The sequence below is a fragment of the Pseudoalteromonas aurantia genome (assembly GCF_005886875.1).
Classification (GTDB): domain Bacteria; phylum Pseudomonadota; class Gammaproteobacteria; order Enterobacterales; family Alteromonadaceae; genus Pseudoalteromonas; species Pseudoalteromonas aurantia_A.
In genome coordinates this window covers 12191-32727 of sequence record NZ_PNBY01000100.1, presented here as the reverse complement: position 1 = coordinate 32727, position 20537 = coordinate 12191, and the positions used below count along the sequence as shown (strand labels likewise).

The following is a 20537-nucleotide window of genomic DNA, read 5'->3' as shown; positions in this document are numbered from 1 at the left end:
GTTCATGATCTTGCCCTGCGCAATATCTAAAGTCAAACAGCATAACTTTTTTAATGTTGTGGTTTTTGACTAAACTTTAATTAGACTTTAAATTCACTCACTAAGTGATTTAGTTGGTGTGACATCTCACTTAAATTGTGGCTCGATGCTTTTGTATGTTCTGCGCCCGTTTCTGTTTGGCTCGCTACTTGGGCAATGCCACTCATGCTGTTAGCAATATCAATGGTATTTTGAGTTTGCACTTGGGCTGAGTTGGCAATTTCAATATTAATTGCGCTAAGAGATTTCACTGCGGTATCTATTTTATTCAATGTGTCATTACACAGAGTACCTGTTTCTAACCCTTGCTCTGTAGCGCGTTTGCAAGTAAGCATTTCAGAGACAGTTGCAAAGACTCCTTGATACAGTTTAGCGATGATATTTTGAATATCATCGGTAGATTGCTGTGTACGTATAGCTAATGTTCTCACTTCGTCAACAACAACAGCAAAGCCTCTACCTTGTTCACCGGCTCTAGCTGCTTCTATCGCAGCGTTTAACGCCAGTAAATTAGTTTGCTCAGCGACTTTATTTATCACATCTAGCACAGCGCCAATCTCAGTAGATGATTGTTGCAGTTCGGCCACCGCTTTTTCAGCTTGCGATACACTGGCGGCGACTTTGTCAATGGCTGCCATATTTGATTGTGAATACACAGATTCTGATGATTTACTCAACGCGGAGATTTTATTTTGCACTGACTCTGTATCATTATTTTGCTGCTTTATTCCTGTTTGGATTTGGTTGGTTACACAGGCTAATTCTTCAGCTTGAGACGCGAGTGAATGGGTATTACCATTGATATTGTTTAGTATATCTCTAAAGTGCTGATTCATGTTATTGAACGTTTTGGCCATGACGGATAGCTCGTCATTACCTTGGCTTTTCAATTGAATGGTAAGATCTTTGTCCAAGGTGATTTGTCCCATGGTACGTGTAAGTTTACTCAGTGGTTTAGTGATATTTCGAGCTATGATGTGCGACAAAAGGAGCAATAAACCGATATACAGGAGTGTCTCAATCATTATTTGAACGATGATGTGCCGATAAGCCTGTTGTACGTCAGTTAAATAAATCCCTGTACCAATAGCCCAATTCCAGTTGTTTAACCGTAAAATATAGGATGTTTTACTTTCTTGCTCTGCAGAGCCTGGTTTAGGCCATAGATATTCTACAAACCCTTGGCCATCGCGTTTGGCAGTAGTTACGAAATCTTTGAATGCCGAAGAAAAAAAGTCTTTGGAATGCAGCGTCATTGATTGACCATTTAACTTTGGTTTGATCGGGTTGCTTACCATATTGCCATTTAGGTCAAACATAAAAAGTAACCGGATTGGTCATAGCGTGTAGCGTTTATTAATTGCTTAGCTTGTTTTTGCTGTTGTTATTTGGTGAGAGTTTGATCCTGCTTTATCGCGTTTAACTGAGAGCTTAAAGCTCCAACAAGATTTTGAGTAAGTGAGCCTTGTTGTTGCAAAAAGCAAGACTCATTTGGTTAAACGTACATTTCACTAACTTAATTTAAGTATAGTGTTAATCTGGTTTTTTCCTTAAAATTAAGGTCACTAAGCCGGTGATGATGAACAATGCAAAGCCTGACAAAAGAAATGGATCTATTGCTAGGTTGCTGTTAAATGAAAATGTCCCCGCTGATATTTTTTTCCAACCCATGAAATGCTGATTAGAGGCAACGACAGCGCCAAAAAAACCAACGACGAGTGCTGTATATTTGGCTATCCAATGGTGGGCATAAGGCATTAAGAGAGTGATCCCTAGAATACCAATAACTGATCGTTGAACTCGACAGTATGGGCATACATAAACAGCACCCATTAATTCAACTGCCCAAGCTGTAACAGAGATAAATATTGCCACACATGCAATTATGCGGGTGTTATTTGAATATGTGTTTAAATCAAAAATTGCCATGTTTTCCTTTCTTCAACAAGCATAATATTAGCTATATAACCATATGGTATAACATATTCTTTTTTACTGCAAAGGTTATGTTATCACGTTTTCTAATGAGATCATTTTAGATCTTTTTTAATTGTCGAAATGTTAGCTTTAGCGTTTGACCTAAACTTAGAGGTAACAGGGACGACTAATTTTCGTGATGTGTATGAGTAAGGTGAAATTGCTGATCCTGTTGTGTATGTTTATCTAACATCTTAAGATGCTACGTTGGTGCATCTAACGACCAGCTTTGCATTTCGACTAAACGGCTTTTGGTTCGCTCAAACTCAAATGCCAGTTGCTTACCTACATAAAGAGAGTGGAGTTCGACTTCGCAGTGTAGAATGATCAAACAGCCTTGATCATAGTACTCATCGACTAACGCAATGAGTCGTCGTGCTTCATCATCTAGTTGATGCGCTGTTGTATGGCTTTGAGCTCGTTTGTAACCATCTTCTATACCTTGTACCGTGATTGTATCGACTGCTTCCATGCCCATTTGGGGGGCGTTTTTTATCAATAAAATAGGAAAGCGTTTTGCTAACGTGATGTAGTCTGAAGCGGCACGCGGAGCAGAACAAATCGCTGTAAAATCGAAAGCAATGATATTATCGTTAAATCATAGTGTAGTGATCTCTCGATTGCATATCGTTATGTTTTGAGATGATGTATTAGTGGGTAAATGTGAGCCCAACAGTTCATGTAACTTTGCGTTAAATGGCGTTTCGTCACCAGTAAACAGGTATTTGGGATTAAAGCCATGATTAAATCTATGATCAACGTGACCATGAACGCTAATAACTTGGCAGTGCTCATTAATGAGTGAAATGGTTGGTAAAAAGCGGTCTCTTTGTAGCCCGTTTCGGTAGAGGGTATCGGGTTCACAATTAGAAGTCGCAACAAGTACCAATCCAAATTCAAATAAGTTATCAAATAAGCGTGCCATGATCATGGCATCACCAATGTCAGAAACAAAAAACTCGTCGAAACACAAAACTTGCGTTTTAATTGCCCAGCTTTTGGCTATTTCACGCAAAGGGTCTTGCGTACCTTGTATTGTATTCAAATCCTGATGTACTGCTGCCATAAAATGGTGAAAATGAAGGCGTTGTTTTGGCGTATTGCGCAAGGTATTGAAAAATAGATCCATCAACATACTCTTACCGCGTCCTGCTGGTCTGTATAAATAAGCACCTTTAGTTGTGTGTTCGCTGGGCAGGGTGTGTTGTAAATTGGCTAAGTAATCAAGAGCAAGTTGCTGCGCAGGATCATGTTTAAGCTCTCCAGTTTGAATAAGGTGTTGATATTGTTGTAGCATTTTTCTTATGGAGTAAATCATTTAACGACATTAGAGCATATTAAATGACGTTAACCTAGCTTAACGAATTAACTTGTGATGTATAGTAAGCAGGGATGGCAAAGCTGAAACACCTATGTGTGTAATGATGATTGTACTTTTACCTATCAGCGAAATAATATGGTCTCAAATTACTGTTTTATAGTTAAAGTTATCGCAAGATTGTAGGTGTTCAACGGGCTAGGTTAGAGGGAAGGGACATAAGTACTCGCACAGTGGGTGTGTCAGGTGCATGTGTTTCAAGCTCATACACCGTCGTTACAGCTGTCAAAGGAAAAGTTTAATATATAAGAGAGCTGGCTTCAACCCTCTCGGATAAATCTCAATTTATTTATAAATCGTGAGGTCTGTTTCTTCGAATTGACAGACATTTGCAATTACTGGGTGTCTAGCAAGATTCTTTAAATAACGGTTTAAGTGTGTGAAGCTTAGCGGCGGTTTAGCTATTTCGTCAGCCCAAATACAAAGCATAAACATATAGCAATCACATACAGTAAATTGATTATTAACTAGGTAGCTATTGTTACCTAGTTTTTGATCTAGGATTGCTAGCGCGTCGCTTATTCTGGATTGTTGTGTTTTGATGATATCGTCATACATAATCGCATTTTGCGTGTGTCGTTCGGGATAAAAATACACCATTAATTCATTTTGTAGTGTACTTGTTAAGTACATCAACCATTGGTAAAACTCAGCTTTAGCTTGTGGTGCATCTGGAATTAGATTTTTTTCTGAATGCTTCTCGCATAGATACAAACATATGGCAGCACTTTCGCACAGAACAAAATCATCATCGACTAAGGTTGGGATCCGTCCTGTTGGGTTTAACCGTAAATACTGCGCCGATTTTTGTGCTACTTTTTTTCTGTCAACGAGCTCAAGTTGAAATGGTACATCTAAGGCTTTCAAAACAAAGTGTGGTGCGAGACTGGCATTACGGGGATAATAAAAAAGTGTATACATAAATTACCTTTGTGATTTGTCTAAATGTTTCATACGAAACCTAAGCTCCTTTTTTGGCAATTTCTACCCAACAACTTTAGGTGAGAGACCGCCATTTAACAAATTACAGTGGCTCCTTTTTTGTTAGTTAATACAATATCCTTAGCTTAATAACAAAAATGCCAGCGTTAGCTGGCATTTTATTACTACATTAAGATGTGTAGTAAATTGGTGAGTTTGGCCCAACCGGGAAGCCGAAACCAAAGACCCAGATATAAAACAGTGCGACCCACCCGATAAGGAAAAATATACTGTATGGCAGCATAGTGGCAACAAGCGTACCAATGCCCATATCTTTCTTATATTTGGTTGCTACAGCGAGTATTAAGCCAAAGTAACTCATCATTGGCGTGATCAGGTTAGTCACTGAATCCCCAATTCTATAAGCTGCTTGTATTGTTTCCGGTGCATAACCAATTAGCATGAGCATCGGAACAAAGATAGGCGCCGTTACTGCCCACTGTGCTGACGATGAGCCCAGAGTTAAGTTAACCATGGCACACATAAGAATAAACAACACAAATACTTCTGGGCCAGTTAAGCTTAGAGTTTGCAATAATGCCGCGCCATTGATTGCTAAAATTGTACCGAGGTTTGTCCATTTGAAAAATGCCACAAATTGTGCTGCAAAGAACACTAATACAATATACATACCCATAGAGCTCATTGACTTACTCATTGCGTCAATAACATCTCGGTCATTTTTCATCGTTCCAACGACACGGCCATACACAAAACCGGGTATGGCAAAGGTAACAAAGATAAAGACGACGATGCCTTTTAGAAAGGGAGACCCTGCTACAGCGCCCGTTTCTGGGTGACGTAAAATGCCATTCTCAGGTAAAATGGTCAGCGCAAGCAATGCAGAAACGACTAACAAAGACACTCCAGCCCATTTTAATCCTGAGCGCTCTTTGTCAGATAGGCGCTGAATGTTGTTATCATTTAAATCTGTACTTGCTTCGTCTGGATTGTATTTACCTAAGCGCGGTTCAACAATTTTTTCAGTGACCAGCGTACCAACAATTGCGATCAAAAAAACTGAAATCATCATGAAGTACCAGTTTGCTTCTGGACCAACTTGATAGTTCGGGTCGATCATTTGCGCTGCTGGGGTTGTGATCCCTGCTAGAAGTGGGTCAATGGTACCGAGCAATAAGTTTGCACTATATCCGCCCGATACGCCGGCGAATGCAGCCGCTAACCCTGCAAGCGGGTGTCTACCTAAACTGTGGAAAATCATGGCTGCTAGTGGAATAAGTACGACATAACCAAGTTCTGAGGCCGTGTTTGATAAAATAGCAGCAAATACTACCATAAATGTAACAAGACGCTTTGAAGCACCCATTACCATACCGCGCATTGCAGCTGATAGCATACCTGAATGTTCGGCAACACTGACCCCTAACAAGGCAACCAATACGGTTCCTAATGGCGCAAAACCGGTGAAATTAGTGACTAAGCCGGTGACGATTTTTTGTAAACCTTCCGCACTTAACAAACTGACTACTTCAATAACACCATCCGGATCGCGCCCAGCAGAGCCGACAGGGCGAGGGTCTATAGCGCTAAGGCCAAACCAATCGGCAATGCCACTAAAAACAACAATTGCTACACAAAACATAGCGAATAATGTGATTGGGTGGGGAAGCATATTACCCAAAAATTCAACGGTAGCTAAAAAGCGGTTAAACCACCCCTTAGATTGTTGAGAGCTGTCATCCCCTTGAGCTGGTGTCTTTACTGCATTTGACATAGCTTTTGTTCTCTAGTCTAAAAATTGGCGATAAGGTATCACTTTTTCAGTCATTGGTCATTTAGATACGGTGATTTATGTCATTAATGCGTTAAAAATAAAATCTTGCTTAATTCAACAGTAATTGGTGAAAAACATCGCAGGTGCAGGTATCTGCTAGTGATGTGAGGCCATTGATTGATATCCCACAGTGGTAGCTTTGGTCGTTATTAGATTAATATTGCTATGTTAGGTATGGGTATTATCCAGTATGCCTCTAAACAAAAGAGGGTAGCGGCGAATACGGTTGCCTATGTAGTCGTTAGCAAGAATTTGTTGTGTGATCCTGCCTATGTCATTGTCGATGATAAGCACTAATTCTATCCGCTCAATTGCTGTTAAAAATCCGCGTTTTAAATGTATTTGGGTTTTATAATGGTCGCAATTATCTTGAATAATTTTTACCTTGTGAGGCGCACGTTGCAGTTCCGCGAGTACTTCACCGATAAAAGGACTTACAGTGACTTTATCAGCCTTTGGATTTCGGGTTTTCGTTTGATGTCTTGGTTTATACATAAGGCCTCTATTTCTTTATTGCGTTGCCAGTTTATGGATCTGTTCGACTTTACTTAGGAAATCATGTTTTTGTTTATCGTGTTCATAATCCAGATGATACGTATTATGAAACCCGTATCGCATCATGACACCACTGCCTGTTAGGTAAACGGTATAACCATCAAAGTCAGAGAATGCCGTTAGGCCTTGATAATGTTTGCCGTCGTTGGTTTGTTCACCATATTTCTGTATGAATTCGAACACGCTTAAAATAGTCTTACTGTTAATATCGTTTTTCATGATTTTCTCCTTGGCTATCTATACGTAGATAAAGTGCGATATGATCTAAGATAACTAAAGTATGTTAAATATTATGACGATGAAAATACAGTTTTTAGGCACTTCATCCGGATCTCCAAGCCAATTAAGGAACGTGTCTGGGACCGCTCTTAGCTTTGAAAAGACCAAAGAATGGTTGCTGGTGGATTGTGGTGAAGCCACTCAACACCAGATTTTAAAAAGTGATCATGCTGCTTACCATTTGGGGATTATTTGCATCACACATATACATGGCGACCATTGTTACGGATTGCCTGGGTTATTGGCGTCGATGTCTATGTCGGGGCGACGAGAGCCTGTTAATTTGATAGCCCCTAAGAAGGTAATTGAGTTTGTTCATAGTACGATGTCGTTGACGGATTTAAGCTTGAATTTTAATTTGTATTGCTACGCGATAGAGAATACTGAACAACAATTGCACATGGCCCACTGTGACATTGATATTATAGAGTTACAACATAGGGTTGCGAGTTATGCTTTTAAGATTACGGAGCGCTGTATCCCAAAAAAGCTACATATAGACAAGTTACGAGCGCAAGGCGTCGAATCAGGGCAGCATTATAATCAGCTGCAAAAAGGTAGAGATGTGAATTATAAAGGTCAGCGCTTACTCGCTGAGCACTTTACCTACGATAGCTGGCAAGCAAGAACGGTGATTGTGTGTGGTGATAACGAACGACCAGAACTGTTAAAACCCTATATTGCTGACGTAGGTGTATTGATACATGAAGCGACCTTTACCGAGTCAGATCTACTCAAGGTAGGTGCACACGCTGGGCACTCTGATGCCAAAAGAGTGGCGAAATTTGCCCAACAAAATCAGGTGCCGCAATTGATACTTTTTCATTTCAGTGTTCGTTATCACGGTGATGGTAAATTGAAGGAGTTAAAACAGGAGGCCACTCACTGGTACAGTGGCCATCTGTTGTTAGCTGAGGACTTTGGTTCACACGTGGTTGTTAAGCACTTGTGCGAGGAGTGATTGGTCTGCCTCCATTTGTTTAGCGTAGTGTTTAGCGGTTACAATTAATGTGTCGATGTGGCTCGGTAATATCTCAACAACTTTCTGTTGGAAAATGGTTGAGCGCCGGTCGCCTCGCATATGTGCTAATGCAAGTGTAAATCCGCAGCTATGAGCAAACTGTTCAAATCCATTTTTATGTACGGCACGCTTTCCTAAACAGAAATCTTCTGGATCAAGACCTACTCTTGCATGATGACGAGAGCGAATAAGCCAGTGTGATTTTTGCCAAAGCGCATCGTCTAATACCAAATCGGGCCGACGTTGCATTTTTCTTTGACAGTTTACAGTAAGATGCGCTGGGTTGAGCTGATTGACAGAGCTTAGGGATGAGAACTCTTTGAGCGGCGCCGCAGCGCGTTGTTGCTTTACTTCGACTATGTGGCACAAATTGAGAGCGAGTGTTTGTGCGTCAGTGACCTTTGGGCCGACAAGTAAATAATAGCGACGCATGTTGTTAGAGCCGGTACCTGCATTGAGCCTCTCTACACAATCTAATATCGTATCGTCAACATACGGAGAGAATTGTGCGATCAGATCTGTTTTTTGTTCTTCATTAAGTAATTCAAACCTTTGTGGATTTACTTTAAATCTAATCGGGCTGCTACTTAACTCTAATTCTTTAGCGAGTGTGCTACTGGTTAGGAAAGCGGCACCTCCAGCCATACGTTGTAGTCCTTTTTGCCACCGTTTATGAAGAATATGTTCTTTATCAAACTCGGTGAGTGCAGATTGATTATTAAGCTCTCCTTTGACGGATAAATCGCACGCTTGGAGGTATTGAGTTAAAAAAGCATGCGCCGCAAAATCAGTTTGTTGTTCCGTCGCGAGTGGTTTTTGTCTAAATTTGAGGTCGTCACTTACTTGTTGTAAATTTTTGCAGTGAACTTGGCTCAAATAAAGACTGACAGTAAATCTAAATAAGTCCCAGGCCACGTTGCCGATACACGCATCATCAAAGTCATTTGGGGCAAAAATGAGAGTGTCACCATGAGCGCCTTCTTCACTAATAAAACCAAAGTTGCCTGTATGGCAGTCACCAACAATATTGGAAAGGGGCAGCGAATATAGGGCTTTAGGTATATCTATTAATTCATTGCTTAAGTCGTGATACATTAGCGCGGCACTGCCACGAAAAAACAGAAATGGGCTACTGGCCATTTTTTTATGTTTGGCTAACCCTTGTTCAAGAGAAACCCCATCTGTGGACTCTAATACACTTCGAATTATGTTTTTTCTGATCATGATATATCCTTTAACTAACAGTGTCAGTGAGTCAGTTTTAGCATAGAAATGCGCACTTCTTTATACGGTTGTATTAACTAAGGGTTGATAAAGAATGCTCTATCGTGACACAGGCTTATACTTTAATTATCACAAACCCTATTACTCACTTTCAAAAGTCGTGTTCATTTAGCGAGATAAATGCGTCATTAGCGATGAAACAAGTTGCGCTAATAGAGTGATGAGTAAATTGCAGCTTTTATAAGCCGACACGTTTTATTTTATCTTAAAATTTACAAAGGTATAAATTGCAAACAGTTGCTTTACGCTACATATCTAAGATGACAGTAATATTACGCGTGTAATTCGAATTCACACACCGTTTGTTTCACGATAGTTGGGCCAATGCTGCACATGGGGGCTTTTATAGGGTCATAGTTTGGTAATTTAATAACGAGCTTAATAACGAGAAAGTGCACCGCTGGGATATTACGGTAAATTCTATGGGTAAGGCTGTGATTATACGGCCTATTTAAGGGCAAAACTTAAGTTTGCTCTTAAATAGGCTAAATTAATAACGCAGAATAATAACTTAACGCGCGTTGGTACTTTCAAATATTTTGTCAGCGGATGCTGCTACAAACCCTGTATATAGCTCACCATCTGGTTTGGCGTAACGCAGCGCAAATTCATAAAAACAACTTGGGATCTTGAATTCTCCGTCGCTGAAAAGCACCGAATGATGATCAGCCAGTGTAGACGACTGTTCCAAGAGTACTTCAGGAGAGCCTTTCACCTCGCCCCCAGCACTGTTCAATTCAAAGCCTGCATCTTTTAAATTTTGATTAACGTCGGTAATTTTAGTGAAATTGCTCAAATAATTAATACTGACAGTAAAGTGGTTCGCTCTGTAGCCCCATGCTGCCATCCATGCTGCATACTCGCTCTCAGCCAGCAATGCTTGATACGTATCGTGACTTACTTGCCAATGTGTACCTGAATATAAAAAGTTATCGGCAGTGATCGCTGCTTCGTCAATTTCATCAATCATTGAATTAACAACTGACTGCAATGCTTGTGAGCATTTTTCTACCAATAATTCAGAGATGAAGACCTTTGGTTTAGTTGGATCTGTGTGCTCATAGTGTTTTGCATAGAGTTTTTTAGCTTCAAAGTGGTATTCGCCACACTCTTTATATCCCACTGCTAAGAAATGGGCTGCGAGCTTTTCTAACCCTATTTTCTCGTGATTAAAAGTTCGTAAAGCGATGTGGTCGTTAATGACATCATTTTGTTGGGTTGAACCTAGAAGCTCGTGAACTTTTACCGCTGATGGCGTCACTTCTAAATAGTTGTCCCAAAGTGCTTGGAATAGGTTATCGACAGTGTTGTGCATAATTGAGTCCTATAATTTGCGGGATATACCGCGTTAAACTTGGTGTGTTCTTAAGCGCGACGCAACAAGGTTATAATCTAAATATTCGAACGTTATCGCCGTTACTTACGTTTAGCGCTGCAGCGACATCTTTGCTAATATCAATGACATTTTCATGTGAGTGATAGCAGACGTGATCAGTAAATGTGGCTCTATAATTTTGCAGTTGTTGATTTGAAATTGCAAAGCTCTGAGCCTGCTCTACTTGGCAAATATTGACCGTCGCAATATGAGAGGCTTGAACTGTTTGTATATTAGTGAGTTTTGCTTCAACTGTCGGGCCTGCATCAAATAAATCAACATAACCACGATGCTCAAACCCTTCTTTTTCAAGCAGGCGTAAAGCAGGTTTAGTTTTTTCGTGTACTTGGCCTATGACGTCCTGCGCTTTTTTACTAAGTAAATTGGCGTAAATGGGATATTTGGGCATTAGCTCACTGATGAACACCTTGTCACCCAAACCAACCATATGGTCTGCTTGAGGAAACTCAATACTAAAAAAGTGCTCTTGTAGCCATTGCCAAAAAGGAGAGTGGCCTTGTTCATCACTTACTCCTCGCATTTCAGCGATAACCGTATCGCTGAAGCGGGTGCTATGATCTGCCATAAAGGTAAATCGAGAACGACTCAAAAACCGTCCCGCAAGGCCTTTTCTATAAGGCTCACGTAAAAATAAAGTACATATCTCACTAGATCCTGTGTAGTCATTACACATAGAGAGAATGTCTACAGTATTGTACACTTTTAATGTCGGAGAATGATGGACCGTTTTACCCAAGTGATAATGATATAACGGCACCGTCATACCAACCGCAGCTTCAATAGCGGTAGTGCCCATGATGTCTCCTGTGGCACTATCCTCTAAAACAAAGAGGTACCCTTCATCTTGTGGTGAGCAGAGTGATTTAGCAAAGCTGTGCTCTGAACGCTGGATCTTTTCGCGTAAGATATCATCATTAACCGGTAATGACGTAAAGCCATGGCCTGATTCTGCGGCAATCTGACGCAATGCGTCAAAATCAGAGTTTTTTATTGGTCTAAGTATATGCATAATGCAACCTAAAGGGCGCCACAGCGCCCTTAATAGCGTTAACCGTTAACAACGTCAGCAACAGCTAGTTCAAATCGAGCTAGGCCTGCTTTAATATCTTCATCGGAGATAACCAGAGATGGCGTAAAGCGCACGACATTTGTCCCTGCAACAAGTGCCATTAGACCATTGTTAGTACTTGCCACGAGAAAGTCACGTGCACGCCCTGTGTAATCATTATTCAGAACAGCACCGAGCAATAAACCCTTTCCACGGACTTCACTGAAAACGTTAAACTTGTCATTAATTGCCTGAAGGCCATCTCGGAAAAGTTGTTCTTTACGCTTCACGTTATCAAGTACTTCTGGTGTATTAACTGTATCAAAGGCAGCTTCAGCGACAGCACATGCTAGTGGATTACCACCATATGTTGAACCATGCGTCCCAATCTTTAAATGTTGTGCAATGTCTGTTGTGGTGATCATCGCGCCAATTGGAAATCCGCCGCCTAGTGCTTTAGCAGTAGTGAGAATATCAGGTGTCACGCCAAGGCCCTGATAAGCATATAGGTCACCGGTACGGCCAACGCCTGTTTGTACTTCATCAAAAATAAGTAAAGCATGATGTTTATCACACAAAGCTCTTACGGCTTTTACAAACTCCAGATCAGGACAGATGATCCCACCCTCACCTTGTAATGGTTCCATCATAACGGCACAAGTATTATCAGATATGAGTGCTTCAAAAGCGGCAAGGTCGTTGTAGTCACAATGCGCTATGTCGGCAGGCTTTGGGCCAAATCCATCTGAATATGCAGCTTGTCCGCCTACTGTAACTGTGAAGAAAGTACGACCATGAAAGCCTTTATTGAAGGCAATGATTTGTGTCTTGTCTTCTGAATGTTTGTCTAATGCAAAACGACGAGCAAGTTTTAATGCTGCTTCATTGGCTTCAGCACCGGAGTTGGCAAAATACACTTTGTCAGCAAAGGTGGCGTCGGTCATTTTCTTTGCTAGGCGCAATGCAGGTTCATTGGTCATGACATTTGATAGGTGCCAGATTTTTTCACCTTGATCTTTTAGTGCATTGACAAGTGCGGGGTGACAATGGCCTAAACAATTTACGGCGATCCCGCCTGCGAAGTCGATGTACTCGTCACCTTTTTGGTCCCAAACACGAGACCCTTTACCTTTTACAGGGATGACTTCTGATGGATTGTAATTTGGGACCATAACGTGATCGAATAATTCACGGTTAGTTTGCATGACGACTTCCTCTATTTTTCTTTAACTTTAGTTTGCCGATGTTCATGATAAATAGCTTAAAAACAATATGTTCAATAAATATTCTGAATATATTGGTTGTTACAGCGTTGTTGGCAAACAGATAAATGCTCTTTCAATCTATGCATTATTACTTGGGTTTAAGTAAATTTGCAGTGCAATTTTTCACAAAATGGTTAAAATAAAAGTCAAATTGATGAGGTTTATAATCAAAATGATAAATAAGCACGATGAGAAGCTAATCGCATTGTTACGAACTAATGCAAGATCGAGTATTTCTGACTTGGCGAGAGGGTTAGATGTTTCTCGTTCTACAGTACAAAGCAGACTGCTTAAACTAGAGCAATCAGGTGTGATCACCGGCTATAGTGTTGAATTTGGTTCAGCTTACATAGAAGGGTTAGTGTCTGCTCATGTATCAATTAAAGTAAGGCAAAAGCTAACGACGCAAACAACGATAGCATTAAAGCATATTGATCAGATCAGTGCTCTGTATGCGATTAGCGGCGAGTACGACATGATTGCAATAGTTGAAGCACAAAGCCTAGAGCAGCTTAATCATATTCTTGATGATGTAGGCAATTTAGATGGGGTAGAAAGAACAAATTCAGCTGTTATATTGGAAACCAAATTTAAACGCTAGTACGTTGATTACTTCTTCCCTTCTGGTAGCCATATGCTCGTTCCTGTCGACGCGACGTGGTTGACGTTGCCTTTGAGCACCTTAGTTCCAACGTTGTGTGATGTTTCTGGGCGACTGACAAGGTAACCTTGAACACAGCGAATGCCCATGCTTTTTACAAGCTCAAATTGTTCCGCTTGTTCAACACCTTCAGCGACAATTTTTAGCTCCAATTGAGTACCAAGCTCACTAATCGAATTGAGAATTTTATGATATTTGGCATTTTGACTGGCTTGGGTAATAAAGAGCTTATCTATTTTAATTACGTCAATAGGTAAATCAGCAAGCGTACTAAGTGAGCTAAACCCTGTGCCAAAGTCATCAATCGCGATAGTTACACCGGCACGACGACACGCCTCTAGCTCTTCGATGATTTTATCACTTGCTGTGATAAATGTTGACTCTGTGATTTCTAGCATAAGCGAGCTAGCAGGCAAACCCGTTTTCTCTAACGTGTCTGTGACCCATTGGGCAACAGGCCTATGCTTTAATTGTATTCCAGATACGTTTACTGAGATTTTAACTTTTTTCATTCCTGCATTGTGCCATGCAGACATTTGTCGACAAGACTCTAGCAAAATCCAATCTCCGAGTTCTAAGATCAAATTAGATTCTTCGGCAATAGGAATGAATTCAGTGGGGGATATTAGCCCTTCGATTGGGTGATGCCAACGGATGAGTGCTTCAAAATAGTCAATGGCACAATCTTCCACATGAACAATTGGCTGAAAGGATAAATGAAAGTTTTGTGATGCTATTGCCAACCTAAGCTCTTCGAGTAAATAATGATAACGCCTAATTTTGCTGCCCATTTCAGGCGAGTAGACCTTGAAAATACCACGACCATCTGTTTTTGCACGATACATTGCCACATCTGCCATTTGTAACAGTGCGTGAGGATGGGATGCGCTTTCTGGATAAATGGCTATTCCAATACTAGCGCCAATTTTTACAATTTTGTTGCCAAGTATAAAGTCTCTTTCAATTTCATTGAGAATTGATTGTGCGACTTGAGTACAAAAGCTTGCGTTATCAATCTTAGGAATGAATATTGAAAATTCGTCTCCACCCAATCGAGATAAGTTTTGTTCGAGGCCATGAATAGGATGTATATCTTGAATCTCGAATTTCTTAACAATACTACTCAACCGATTGGCGACTTGAATTAAAATTTCATCACCAAAGCTGTGACCAAAAGAATCATTAACTTGTTTGAAACCATCCAAATCAATGAACAGTAAACCACAATGCTGATTTTTCTTTTCGGCTTGTGTTAGTTGAATATCTAAATGTTCTAAATATGCATGGCGATCGATCAGCTGTGTTAATTTATCTTGATAAATATGACTGCCTGTTTGTAGTTTAATTTTATTTACATTATCTGTAATAGCATGCACAGCATGACTTATTTGCGCGAGCGGGCCACCGTGGTGCAGCGTTTGTGTTTTGATATCGAGTAAGTTAAGCAGATTGTCTATATCTTGATGGACCGCATGCAATGCTTTATTCTTTTTATGTTTCTTGCTTTCTACTCTAAATACGAACACGATAGTCAGTAATAATGTTGTTAATGTAATTAATGCTGTAGGTGATAAAAATGTTGCAGCAATCAGATCAGAGTTTTTAGCTAGGACTAAATTTTCCCCATGCTTATGCAAGAGTACATAAGTTATATTTTGATGTTGAAAAAACTTTTGCCCAAATATAAAAGATTGATACCAAGGTGTTGCAATTTTTTCACTTGCGCCTGTGGTTATTTCGATAACTGAAATATTGTTGAAGCCATGATGAGCATCAACGCAAGTTTTTGAGAAAAGTATGTTTACAACATAGCCAAATAATAACGTGCTTATGGTAAAGAAGCTTAATATTTTTAATGTTTTGCTCATAGCTGGCTAAATCCGGAATCTTAAATAAACGCACACTTTGAATGCACAACACATTATACATCTCTAAGCCATAAGGTTTATAATCTTTTACACCCTTTTTTTCTTTATATCAAATAATGTTTCTCCTCTAAATGTATTATTGTTGTAGGAATAATCAATTCTATGAGTGTAGTCAATCTTTAGATAAATTCACTTTACATGAGAAGTATTCTCACCTACTTTTTATTCACTCTCACAATTTGGTCTATGATTTGCTACTTCAAGTATGCATCACTTAAATTTAGACTAAGACGGCATGCTGTAGCACTTAATTGGTGCAAATGTCGAAATTTTGCACTGTCATAAAGCATAAATATTGTTTTGTTGTAATGTGTAATATCGCCCACCGTTTCCGATTGTTGAGTAGTTGAAGGCACGGCGCAGTGGCAAGGATGTAATTACCCAAACTTATCTATTTGGAGCCTGCTATGTTAACAAAACGTTTTTTTAAAACAAAAGACGAAGCCGAAGTCACTTTCGAATTCTCTCACCCTCAAGCAAAAAAAGTTGAGTTAGTGGCGGAGTTTACTGGTTGGGAACCCGTTACGATGAAATTCAACAAAAAAGAACGGGCTTTTAAGAGTAAACATCGTTTGCCAACAGATAAGCAATTTCACTTTAGGTATCTCATTGACGGGGAGCAGTGGGATAACGATCACAAAGCTGACGACTATGTGACCAATAGCTTCGGTACCCAAAATAGTGTAGTAAATACGCAAAAAATAGCGATGTAACGGTCAATGGAAGGATTACAACAGTTACTTTATTTACATGGCGTTGGTTATGATTACGTAAAATATACCGGTGAACATGTTGTGTTTGATCACCAAACCCGAGAGCAAGCATTGCGGGCATGTGGTATAGATACACACGATGAAAGGCGAATCGAAGAAAAAATATACCAGCTGGATATTGCTCAGTGGCAGTCAGTTGTTGAGCCGGTAAGTATGGTTGATGAGCTATCTGGTACACTCGCAATAAAAGTACCAGAACACCGTCGTATTTTTACCGGGTTATTGTCTATTCCAAGTTTAGATATCGATTATCGCTTTGATACATCCTTGTGTGAGGTGAGCGGGGAGTATCGGTATATGGGCACCAATTATCTCGAAATTCAAGTACCTTTGCCATCCATGCCAATTGGCTACCATGACGCTGAAATTACTTTACCACTCGGCAAATTTGAGACGCAGATTTGGTCAACACCAAAGCAGTGTTATCGAGCGCAACCACACAAACACATTGGGGTGTCTACACAGTTATACACGATAAAAAGTGCACGTAATTTAGGTATCGGCGATTTTAGTGATCTTGAAGAATTAATTGTTTGCTCAGCAAAAGCGGGGTGTGATTTTGTTTTATTAAACCCGCTGCATTTGTTATTTAATGATGAGCCTGACAGGGCAAGCCCCTATAGCCCGAATCATCGAGGATTGATCAATCCGCTCTATATTGCGGTGGATAATTGTCGGTGGGTTCAAAATAAGACAGAATTCACTATCGCTTTACAGCAAGCTTTTACGGATTTAGAAGCACATAAACGCCAGCCCTACATCGATTACACGGTGGTTAGTGAGTCAAAATATGCACTACTGTCATTGTCATATCGTGTATTTCTAGACGACGCTATAGATACTGAAAAACGAGCTTTTTGCAACTTCAAGGCGAATAACAAAGCGGTACTCAAAGTGCTAGCTAATGATGATTTTTCACTGTTTTGCCAGTGGCTAGCTGCTGTGCAACTTGAGTCTTGCCAACAAGTGGCGAAAGACAGCAACATGGCAATTGGCCTAATAAATGACTTAGCAGTAGGGTGTGCCAAAGATGGTCTTGAATACACACGAAATAGTGCGTTGTATGCAACCGGTGCACAAGTTGGGGCACCGCCAGACCCTTGGGCTCAAAATGGCCAAGACTGGGGCTTACCCGCCTTAGATCCGGTTAAGATCAGGCATGATAAGTTTGAGTTTTTTAAGTCTTTAGTCAAAAGTAACCTCAATAGTGTTGGTGGCTTACGAATTGACCACGTAATGGCGCTTAGAAGGTTGTGGTGGTGTTTGCCGCTTGAGAGTGAGAAGAGCGGGTGTTATGTCTACTACCCGTTCGCACATTTATTGGCAGTGCTTAGAATAGAGTCAAACTTGTCAAAAAGTATTGTTATTGGTGAAGACTTAGGGGTTGTACCCCCAGAAGTTGTCAGTGCAATGAAAGAATCATCGTTACTCGGTAATATTCTTTTTTATTTTGAAAAAGATGAACATGGGCGTTTTGTAAAAAGTAATAACCTTCGAAAAGACACGATATTAATGATTGCAAATCATGACGTACCGCCTTTTGCAGGCTGGTGGGGGTCAGACGATATACAACTTAAATTCCAGTATAACTTACTATCATCAACAACTTTTGATGACGAAATTAGCAATAGAAAGATACAAAAACAACTGTTAATTAGTTGGCTCGAAGAGCACCAACAATGTGGCTTTGATATAAATAGCGATGCTCAATCAGTATATCGAGCAATGCTATGTGTTTTAGCTCTGTCTCCTGCACATTTGTTGTGTATTCAGCTAGATGATCTCGATCAGCAAATATTGCCTGTTAATATTCCAGGAACAGATAGAGAGTATCCAAATTGGCGAAGGCGTTTAAATCGAACGGTGCCGGAAATTTTCTCAGGAAATACTGATTTTATTAAAAAACTAACTCAACTTAGGACAAGTTATGAATAGCATTTTAACACCTAAAAATAAGATATATGACTATTCAGAGCAGCTTAATGCGCTTCAGGTAGGAACGTTTAGTGATCCATTTTCCTTTTTAGGTTTACATAAAGTTGATGAAAGTAATTATGAGGTACGTGTCTATTTACCAGATGCAAAGTCTGTTGAATTGGCGAGTAAACCAGCAAAGTTTTTGTTTAAAAAGTATTTAAATAGTGATTTGTTTTTATTGCAGGTAACTGAACAAGAGTTGCCAATGGTGAACAAGTTGAAAGTTACTTATGCAAATCATACGCGTATTCAGCAAGATGTTTATCAATTCTCTTCAAGTATTAGTGAAGAGGCGTTGTATTTGTTTAATGAAGGAACATTAGAACGTGCTTATCAACATTTAGGTGCACACTTTATTGAACATGAAGGCGCTAAAGGTGTGCGTTTTGCCGTATGGGCTCCAAATGCGAAGAGTGTGTCGGTAATTGGAGAGTTTAACTGTTGGCAGCGAAGCGAACATTTCATGAGAAAACACCTAGCCAGTGGGGTGTGGGAGATATTTATACCAGAGCTAGAAGCACAGCAAACTTATAAATACTCTGTGGTAGACAGCTATGGCAACGTTAGTGATAGATCCGATCCATTTGCATTTAAGATGCAACAAGCCCCAGGTACTGCTTCAGTGTTACAGCCACTGGTATCTCGCAAAAAACCAACATCGAAACAGTTAAAAAGTCGAAGTAGACGAAATAAAATAGATGCGCCTATCTGTATTTATGAAGTGCAGCTCGGTTCTTGGAAGCGCAGAGCAGATGAAGAAAATCGGTTTTTAACGTATCGCGAATTAGCTGATGACTTAGTGCAGTATGTAAAAGAATTAGGCTTTACACATTTACAGCTGATGCCAATTAGTGAATACCCATTTGATGGCTCATGGGGTTATCAACCTGTTGGTTTGTTTTCGCCAACGAGTCGGTTTGGCAGCTATGAAGACTTTGTCTATTTTGTTGAAAAGTGTGAGGACGCTAATCTCGGGCTGTTAATTGATTGGGTTCCGGGGCACTTTCCTTCGGATCCGCATGGACTGCATAAATTTGACGGTACCCATTTGTTTGAACACGCAGACATGAGGCAAGGCTTTCATCCTGATTGGAATACGTATATTTATAATTATGATCGTCCGGAAGTAAAGAGTTTCCTGCTAGCAAACGCTATGTATTGGCTTAATGAATTTCAGCTTGATGGATTACGAGTTGATGCTGTTGCATCTATGCTTTACCTAGATTATAGCCGCAATGACGGAGAGTGGATAGCCAACCAATATGGTGGAAGAGAAAACTTAGGTGCTATCGCCTGTTTACAGGATGTCAATCGACGTTGTTATGGTCAAGATAATAACATTATGATGGTAGCCGAAGAGTCGACAGCGTGGCCAGGTGTTACACAAAGCGTAGAGCATCAAGGTTTGGGCTTTGGCTTTAAGTGGAATATGGGTTGGATGAACGACAGTTTAAGTTACATAAGTCGGGACCCGATCCATAGGCGCTATCATCATCACGAAATGACCTTTTCAATGGCATATGCGTACTCGGAGAACTACATTTTACCATTAAGTCACGATGAAGTGGTGCACGGTAAAGGTGCGTTATTAAGTAAAATGCCAGGAGATGACTGGCAACAATTTGCGACACTACGTGCTTACTATGGCTTTATGTATGCGCATCCAGGTAAAAAGCTCTTATTTATGGGGAGTGAATTAGCGCCTCGTTCTGAGTGGGATCACAATGAAGGGTTAGATTGGCAGTTGTTAGACTCCCCAGCGCATCTTGGTATTCAACGCACAGTAAAGCAGCTTAACAGGATATATCAGGGTGAAGGTGCGTTATATGAATGTGATAATTCACCAGCAGGGTTTCAGTGGATAGATGGCGATAATGCCGAGCAAAGTATATTTAGTTTTGCTCGTTATGGTAAGTCAAAAGAAGATTTACTGATTGTAATAAGCCACTTTACTGCACAAGTGTTTCATCAATATAAAATAGGTGTGCCGCAGACTGGTGTTTATGAGGTAATTCTCAATACGGATGATAAAGCATTATATGGCTCCGGTGTCACGGCGGTAGCGGGTAAGCAGCAGTTGATAGAGTCTGCTGCAATATCTTCTCATGGGTTTGAAAATAGCATTGTTTTGACTATTCCCCCATTAACAACGCTATATTTGAAACGGATCACGGGTTAAT

16 protein-coding genes and 1 pseudogene are annotated in these 20537 nt (G+C 40.2%); 5 read left to right on the top strand and 12 right to left on the bottom strand.

Going from position 1 to position 20537, the window contains the following annotated elements; translation table 11 throughout:
* Positions 1-80: 80 nt before the first annotated feature.
* The 7 genes and pseudogenes from CWC18_RS17970 to CWC18_RS17940 all read right to left on the bottom strand — a co-directional run bounded on the left by CWC18_RS17970 (position 81) and on the right by CWC18_RS17940 (position 6944).
* Positions 81-1358, bottom strand: coding sequence for a methyl-accepting chemotaxis protein (locus CWC18_RS17970; protein ID WP_138593767.1), 1278 nt, complete (start codon positions 1356-1358; stop codon positions 81-83).
* A 214-nt stretch (positions 1359-1572) separates the two neighbouring features.
* Positions 1573-1968 (bottom strand): hypothetical protein, encoded by a 396-nt coding sequence (locus CWC18_RS17965; protein WP_138675822.1) that lies wholly within the window; start codon positions 1966-1968, stop codon positions 1573-1575.
* A 250-nt stretch (positions 1969-2218) separates the two neighbouring features.
* A pseudogene (zapE, locus tag CWC18_RS17960) lies at positions 2219-3313 on the bottom strand (cell division protein ZapE).
* Positions 3314-3679: 366 nt separating this feature from the next.
* On the bottom strand, positions 3680-4315 hold the full coding sequence (locus tag CWC18_RS17955) for a glutathione S-transferase family protein (protein ID WP_138592851.1): 636 nt from the start codon (positions 4313-4315) through the stop codon (positions 3680-3682).
* Positions 4316-4505: 190 nt separating this feature from the next.
* Positions 4506-6110 carry an AbgT family transporter gene (locus CWC18_RS17950; protein ID WP_138592852.1) on the bottom strand — a complete coding sequence of 535 codons (1605 nt, stop codon included), beginning with the start codon at positions 6108-6110 and terminating at the stop codon, positions 4506-4508.
* Between the two features lie 228 nt (positions 6111-6338).
* Entirely contained in the window at positions 6339-6665 is a 327-nt protein-coding gene (locus CWC18_RS17945) for a hypothetical protein (RefSeq protein ID WP_138592853.1), read from the bottom strand.
* 15 nt (positions 6666-6680) lie between these two features.
* The gene (locus CWC18_RS17940; RefSeq protein ID WP_138592854.1) at positions 6681-6944 is read right to left on the bottom strand and encodes a DUF3081 family protein; all 264 of its coding nucleotides are present in this window, start codon (positions 6942-6944) and stop codon (positions 6681-6683) included.
* Positions 6945-7017: 73 nt separating this feature from the next.
* Here CWC18_RS17940 and CWC18_RS17935 point away from each other — a divergent pair, with 73 nt between their 5' ends.
* Entirely contained in the window at positions 7018-7965 is a 948-nt protein-coding gene (locus CWC18_RS17935) for a ribonuclease Z (RefSeq protein WP_249930152.1), read from the top strand.
* Here the strand turns inward: CWC18_RS17935 and CWC18_RS17930 are convergent.
* From CWC18_RS17930 to CWC18_RS17915, 4 genes are all read right to left on the bottom strand, one after another.
* The gene (locus CWC18_RS17930) at positions 7930-9249 is read right to left on the bottom strand and encodes a DUF2252 family protein (RefSeq protein ID WP_138675821.1); all 1320 of its coding nucleotides are present in this window, start codon (positions 9247-9249) and stop codon (positions 7930-7932) included. The two genes, CWC18_RS17935 and CWC18_RS17930, sit on opposite strands and share 36 nt — an antisense overlap.
* Before the next feature lie 571 nt (positions 9250-9820).
* Positions 9821-10624: a DUF1338 domain-containing protein gene (locus CWC18_RS17925; protein WP_138592856.1), complete on the bottom strand. Its 804-nt coding sequence runs from the start codon at positions 10622-10624 to the stop codon at positions 9821-9823.
* Between the two features lie 70 nt (positions 10625-10694).
* A complete protein-coding gene (gene astA, locus CWC18_RS17920; RefSeq protein ID WP_138675820.1) occupies positions 10695-11714 on the bottom strand; it encodes an arginine N-succinyltransferase in 1020 nt (339 codons plus the stop codon).
* 38 nt (positions 11715-11752) lie between these two features.
* The gene (locus CWC18_RS17915; RefSeq protein ID WP_138592858.1) at positions 11753-12958 is read right to left on the bottom strand and encodes an aspartate aminotransferase family protein; all 1206 of its coding nucleotides are present in this window, start codon (positions 12956-12958) and stop codon (positions 11753-11755) included.
* A gap of 232 nt (positions 12959-13190) precedes the next feature.
* Between CWC18_RS17915 and CWC18_RS17910 the strand changes: the two genes are divergently transcribed.
* Positions 13191-13619 carry an Lrp/AsnC family transcriptional regulator gene (locus tag CWC18_RS17910; RefSeq protein ID WP_138592859.1) on the top strand — a complete coding sequence of 143 codons (429 nt, stop codon included), beginning with the start codon at positions 13191-13193 and terminating at the stop codon, positions 13617-13619.
* An 8-nt stretch (positions 13620-13627) separates the two neighbouring features.
* On the opposite strand, the gene CWC18_RS17905 is transcribed toward CWC18_RS17910, so the two are convergent.
* The gene (locus CWC18_RS17905) at positions 13628-15547 is read right to left on the bottom strand and encodes a putative bifunctional diguanylate cyclase/phosphodiesterase (RefSeq protein WP_138592860.1); all 1920 of its coding nucleotides are present in this window, start codon (positions 15545-15547) and stop codon (positions 13628-13630) included.
* 467 nt (positions 15548-16014) lie between these two features.
* Here CWC18_RS17905 and CWC18_RS17900 point away from each other — a divergent pair, with 467 nt between their 5' ends.
* Genes CWC18_RS17900 through glgB form a run of 3 tightly spaced genes read left to right on the top strand, consistent with a single transcriptional unit; the run spans position 16015 to position 20536 of the window.
* Entirely contained in the window at positions 16015-16320 is a 306-nt protein-coding gene (locus CWC18_RS17900; protein WP_138592861.1) for an isoamylase early set domain-containing protein, read from the top strand.
* 6 nt (positions 16321-16326) lie between these two features.
* Positions 16327-18315 carry a 4-alpha-glucanotransferase gene (gene malQ, locus CWC18_RS17895; protein WP_138592862.1) on the top strand — a complete coding sequence of 663 codons (1989 nt, stop codon included), beginning with the start codon at positions 16327-16329 and terminating at the stop codon, positions 18313-18315.
* Positions 18308-20536, top strand: a complete 2229-nt coding sequence (gene glgB / locus CWC18_RS17890; protein WP_138675819.1) for a 1,4-alpha-glucan branching protein GlgB — start codon at positions 18308-18310, stop codon at positions 20534-20536. Before malQ ends, glgB begins: the two co-directional genes overlap by 8 nt.
* The last annotated feature ends 1 nt before the right edge of the window (position 20537 follow it).